The following is a 6,146-nucleotide window of genomic DNA, read 5'->3' as shown; positions in this document are numbered from 1 at the left end:
TGCGACGGCGCTGCTCTTCGCTGGAAGGCGTTTGCACATTCGGGTCGCGGCGCCGCAGTTCCTCAAGATCGGGCTGCGGCTGGACGGTCTGCGTCTTGCCGTCGTGAGCTGCCCCTGCCAACAAAAGCGCAAGTCCCATCCCCTTTACGAAACCCGATAGGTGTCCATCACCGTTACCGGATAAAGTGCTCTTCCCCATTGCTTGCTTTCTTTTCATGATCTCGACCAGGTAGAGATTCTAGCGAGCAAACAATTGCTAAACGAGCAAATATTTATTAAGTTGATGAGATTTTGCAAATATTCACTTTTACGTCACGATATCCCTGTTAATCCGTTGCATCAAAACAACATCAGCACAACAAAGCGACCGCCAATCAGACCGTAAGCCGGTCCCTTGGCAGTCATCATGCCTCTCGCTTTTCGTCTGGCGTCATGATTTTGATAATGCCGTCGCACCTTACAACCAGCCAAAACGTGACTCCGGCGTCAGTTGATGCGGCCCAAGCCCGGACGCCATCCGTCGAACTGCCCAACGCCTTGGCGCCTTAGGATCGCTCCATTCACATTGTTGCAATCTTACAAATACCATCTCTAGATCAGCGTCTCATGGGACCGCACGATAGGATCCCCTGGTCCCAATGAGCCTCCGCCCTAGGACCCAAGTAAGGGATCAATTGCCACGCTGGGCGATAGCTATCGCGTCGTGGCTCCCGGCCACATGGGATTTGGCAAGAGCGACACGCCGGATGAGTGCGAATGTCAGGATCTCACCTTGGCTTCAATGGATACCGAAAGCCGAGTCCGCAGGACGTCTCAGCACAGTGCTTGGCGAATTTAGCTTCGACATGTCAAGCATATTGAAGCGCAACGGTTTTCAAAATCTCGCTGATCAGCGAAACTTGGTTGCGCGCCTATGGATCGTATTTCGCCGAATCGGCTGATTGTGCCGGTGCAATCGATTGGGTTAGAGGCTACGCCATTGTCGCACGCATTTTTGATGGATCGGACGCGGCAGCCAGACGGGCGATTCAGCCCAAGCCCGCTCTAGCGATCTAAGGGATAGCCGATTGCACATAGGCACACGACGCAGCGCCTCGCGCTGCATCGATTGAATTCAATTACACTTTACGCCAGTGGTTGGGGATTTTTTTGTCATGCAATTCTGGAAGACGGGCCGCATGCAACGGATTATTTGCATGATTTTTCTTGGCCCAGATAATCGCTGCTTCCAGCGTCGGTGATGTATGGATCGGCGTGCTGCTTTGGGCAGGTTCGACAATGAAGTTTCCAGATGCATCTTGACTGATAAAAAGACTTTTACTCATTCGCATCTCCTAGGTATGAAGGCTCGTCGGGTCCATCGGAACATCGCCTGCAGTCCCGATTTTGCGAACCTGTTTCATTGTACTCGCCATATGTTGCAAACCTGATTAACAAATTTTTGGCGCCCTTTTGTGAGGTATGCCGTCAATTGTGGAGACTTCCGTTTCAAGCAGCCTGCGCTGCTTTTTCTGAACCACTCAGCAAACAACGTTGGCGAAACGTAGCCGGGATGTGGGTGGCGTATTGAACTAACACCTTCAGGCGCATCAGATGCCATCGTTGCAAGTCGGGTTTTCGACGCGACAGCGTCATTTGAGCGATACCGCAGCGCGACGGCCAAACGAGGCTATCCGCTCGGAGAGACGCCGCCGACGTTCAGTCAGCGTATCGATCAGGCGATCCAGTTCGTGCAGCTTTTCCATGTGCGGCGCCAGATCAGTGGCGCTGTGCTTGACATCAATGCTTTCGTTCCCGGCTGATTTGAAAAAGGCGGAAATCTGCCGCGTGCTGAAGCCACATTGCAGCAGGTCCTTGATCTGCTTCACGATACCCACTGTTTGCAACGGATAGTCGCGGTAACCGTTCGACAGACGTTGCGACCGGATCAATCCTTGCGATTCGTAGTAGCGCAAAATACGTGCGCTCACTTTTGCCCGTTTTGCCATTTCTCCTATTCGCATGCTGTTTCCACCCTGCTACCGGCAACGCGGGCCGGGCTTCGGCACAAACAGGGTAACGGGACATGCGACATTTTTAGGCAAACTGTGCATAAGGAATTGATTGTCTTCTGCTGCTTTCCTGAAGATCAACATCCTTTTTTACAGAACCTGATGTCATGGCGCCGGCGAAAACCGCCAGGCGGGATTGTCAAACATGGAGATGGTGCGCGCGCGCATGCTGCTGGACGGGCATAGCTCGTCCTGGGTGTATTGCGTCAGCCGAATCGCGCGGCCGGGATTCGATTCGCACGCTACGGTAATGAAGTCAGGCTCGGTCATGACGCCCGCCACGCTCAAATTCTCCTTATAGTCATCGGTCGATTTGAAGGCCTTGATCAGGCTGCCGGGATTTTTCAGGCTATTGTAGTCGAAGCCCATGCCCTGCGAGACAAGCGTCGACACCTGAGCCGGATTGATGCCCGCCAGGTCAACCCGGAAATTACCGCCAAAACCGGAAGAGCCGCCGATCAGCCCGGGAAGATTGAAGTAATTACTGTTGAGTACCAGGCCGACGTGGTTGCCCGCATCCAGCGGGTTAAGCTCCTTGGTGATCCGCTGGCTTGCCACGGCGCCCGGCGCCGACCAGGAATTGGTGATCATGGTCAGGTGGCTCAAGACGCGCGGACTGGCGCCGCCCGGCGCGCTGCCGTTGGCTTCGATGCCTGGCGCAATGCCGAAGGTCTTGTCCATGAAGGTGGCGACAAAATCGCTCATGCCGATAGTGCCGTTGACCTCGACCCGTTCGTAAGGCTCCCGATCCAGTTTGAGGCTGGTCAAGGTATTGCCGGTCGGGTCGAACCCCATCGGTCCGCCAGGTACCTTGACGGATTTGGTCGATACGCTCAAAGCGCTGCCGGCGACGCCGCCAAAGGTAGCACTAGCAAAGGTGTCGGTGAAAAAGCGCGCCGCGGTCGTCATCCAGTCCGCATGGTCCTGTAGCAGCGCCGATGCGCCGGCGCCGCCTGCTTCGACCTGGCGAGCGCCGCGCGGCGTCAGGTAAACGCTGCGAAAAACGCCAGGCGCTAGATCGGCATCCGCGCTGTAGACCGATTTGACATCTGCGGCGCCGGTCGCCTTATAAGCGCTGCGCTCCCAGACGGCAAAGCGCGCCGCCTCGGTATTCAATTGTTTCAGTTCGCCAAAACGCCAGACCCACTGCGCCGCCAACAGGAACAGCATGAACATGCTGCAAGCCAGGATGGATTCGGCCAAAGCCTGGCCATGCTGCTTGCGCCCGTAACTGCGTTGCAAATTGGATCGTTTGGATGAGATAGGCATCAATAAGAATCGCTATAGAAATCAGTAGGTAATCAGTTAATCACGAAGAACAACAACTTTTCGGGATAGTTCAGGCCTTCAAGCCGCGCATTCCAGTACGGCAGCATCAGGTTGGCGTGCGAGACGAGCTGCTTGCGCGTGGTCCAGTGTTCGACCGGCGCCCGGTAATACACACGCGCCTTGCCGATCGCTTGCAGATAACTTTGCTTGAGCTCCGCATCGTAGTCCTTGATCGGGGCCCGTCCCAGGTTGAACTTTCCTTCGTCGCGCAGCGGCAGATTGCCGACCGATTCCTGCAAGCCGACCACGAATGACGGTCCGAGATCTTTCAAGGCGTTGTTCTGGATTTCCTTGGAAGCGACAAACAGGTTGCTGGCCGCGCGGTCGCCGATCTGGTAATTGCCGAGTTCGGCATTGCGCATTTCCCACATGCCGAAGCGCTCGGCCGGCAAACCCATGTCGGCCGCCACGGCGCCGCCGAGGCCCGGCTTCTGAAACAAGGTTTCGACGCCGCGCGAAGTGCGCATGTTGATGATGTCGATCAAATCGCCCAGGCCCAGCGCGTTGAGAATGAACTTCAGGAAGCCGCTGGCGTTGTCGAGCGGATCGTCGGCAGCCTGGGTAGCCAGATTGAACCCATGCCCCAGCATATTGGATATGGACGTGGCGGCGCTGCCGCCCAGGCTGGCCAGATTCTGGAAATTGGCCGCCTGTTGCGCCAGCGCCGAAGCCAGTTGCACCTCCGGGTCGCCGCTACCCGGGGTGGGCGCATCCAGCGCCGCGCCGGAAGCCGGCATGCCGGCCGGCGCGCCACCTAGTACGCCGGTGGTATTTCCTGCATTGGCATCGGGCATATGCACCACGGACCCTGCGGAAGTACTGGAGTTGACGCCGCCCGCAGCGCCCTCCAGGGTTGCCTCGATTGGCGCCATGATCGTGTTGTTCAGTGTATCGGTCGCAGTGGCGGTCTTGGCCTGCCCTTTCATGGCGCTGGACGCCGCGGATTGCGCAATATTCAAGACGCCGCGGTCGGCGTATTTTTTTGCCACGCCGGCCGTCAGGGAAGCGCAGGCGCCGTTTTTCCCGCCCAGGCGCGGCGCATAGACTTCGCCGTTGGGCAGCGTAAAGTACATGCAGTCATCCACACCGGAGGCTTCACCCCAGGAAGCTTTTTTCTCCGAACTGTTGGCTTTCACGGCATCCACGAATTTATCCAGGTCCGCCGGAATCTCTTGGTTCTTGTCCAGCCCCTGACGTCCGACCTTGGACAGGGTGACCGCACCTGCCATCGGAATGTGGATGTTGAACAGGTGCGGGTCAATTTCCATGACATCGATATTGCTCCAGCCATAGGTGCCGTCCTGCATCTGCATCATGCGGGTGCCGCCGGTACGTTCATACAGACACATGATCGGGCTGGCGATGACGCCCACAGTATTCATGAACGCTTCGATCACCGGGCCGATGACATCGGCCGCCACATTACCCTTCAATGCGGGAATGATCTGTTCCAGGCCATTGGTTTCGAGCCCGGTCAGCATGCCGTTGACGGCGGACAGATTGCAGCCGTCGACCGCCCACAGCCCCACCGCATTGGGAAACAGTCGGCGGCCGCCGCTGGCCCCGGCAACGTTGAAATCGGCCTTCATCATCAATTGATGGATCAGATTGAACGGAATGCGCGGTGGATCGCCCGGCTTTGCAGCCGCTGGCGGCAGCTTGTCCTCCATCTTGCTGACACCGAGGAATTTGCGCGGCGGCTGATGCAGCTTGATCATGCTGCCAAAGTCCACCATGCTTTTGCCGATCTGGTAAGCGACGGTTTGCGGAATGTATTCAGCTTGCGGCGCATTCTCCGCCAGCAACACCTTTTGCGAACTGATCATCGCCGACACCGTCGTCGCCAGGTGAACCTGCTGCGAAGCGAAGATGGCATAGTTGGACAAGGAGACCGTGGCGGTGCCGGCATTGGCAAGTACCTGGCTGCTGACGCGCACGCCATTGACGATTTTTTCCCAGAAATCGCCGAACTTGGCGATCGCGTTGGTCACGCCAGACAGGCCTGCGCCGATATAGGGAATGAACTTGGTCAGCGCCGCGATCCCTTTCATCACCTTGCTGTTATTCTTCCAGTACTGGTCCGACATGCCGACGGTCGACCACATAGCCGTCAGCTGCCCCACCGACTGGTAATTGGAAATCATGGCACGATTGGTGTAAGCCGTATAGTTCAAGCCCTCCGCCGCCAGATTGGCCGTGCTATAGGCAATCGCATCCGCCGCATTGACCAGCTGGCGCTTCTGGCTGGTCACTTGCGCCATGTTATAGATGGCAAACAAACCCACGCACAGCACGGCAATGAAAAAAATAGCGATCGGCATGATCCCGCCGCGCTGACGCCATCCCTTGCGGGCAATGAAACTACCGGTCTTGCTGCTTTCGCCTGATGATGCCCGGGTCACTATGTACTCCGTATTCGAACAAATTTCGGAAGCGACTGTTATCGCCTGACTGAACCGATTTCTTTATCTGCTTGACGCGCGCAGTCGACCCGCCGCTGATCATCACGGCCGTACCTGCGCCTGCCAAATGAAGGCAAAGCTGCTGGAATTTCTGGGGCAGCTCGCCCCTTGCCGGAGCGATGCCGGAGGGCGGAGCGATCGATCAACCGGCTATTGCTGGGTAGCCGTTGTGTCGGCGAGCGTCTTTATTTACTCGCGTCAGACTGAATGTAGACGATTATTGTTACCTAGAAATGACATACGGCAACATATTGAAACAGTTATCGGGGGCTCTTGGGAAGTTTGAAAATCGAGTTTCGATATT

At 56.7% G+C, this 6,146-nt stretch carries 4 protein-coding genes; all 4 read right to left on the bottom strand.

The window, feature by feature from the left end; genetic code table 11:
- Positions 1 to 1,118: 1,118 nt before the first annotated feature.
- A complete protein-coding gene (locus ABI171_RS00995) occupies positions 1,119 to 1,325 on the bottom strand; it encodes a hypothetical protein (protein WP_348090763.1) in 207 nt (68 codons plus the stop codon).
- 306 nt (positions 1,326 to 1,631) lie between these two features.
- A complete protein-coding gene (locus tag ABI171_RS00990) occupies positions 1,632 to 2,003 on the bottom strand; it encodes a MerR family transcriptional regulator (RefSeq protein ID WP_348090762.1) in 372 nt (123 codons plus the stop codon).
- A gap of 153 nt (positions 2,004 to 2,156) precedes the next feature.
- Entirely contained in the window at positions 2,157 to 3,293 is a 1,137-nt protein-coding gene (locus tag ABI171_RS00985; RefSeq protein ID WP_348090761.1) for a hypothetical protein, read from the bottom strand.
- A 59-nt stretch (positions 3,294 to 3,352) separates the two neighbouring features.
- Positions 3,353 to 5,782, bottom strand: a complete 2,430-nt coding sequence (locus tag ABI171_RS00980; RefSeq protein WP_348090760.1) for a pilus assembly protein TadG-related protein — start codon at positions 5,780 to 5,782, stop codon at positions 3,353 to 3,355.
- Positions 5,783 to 6,146 lie beyond the last annotated feature (364 nt).

The organism is Collimonas sp. (assembly GCF_039923675.1).
GTDB lineage: Bacteria > Pseudomonadota > Gammaproteobacteria > Burkholderiales > Burkholderiaceae_D > Collimonas.
The sequence above is the reverse complement of the archived record's forward strand: the minus strand, read 5'-3'. Positions and strand labels throughout refer to the sequence as shown.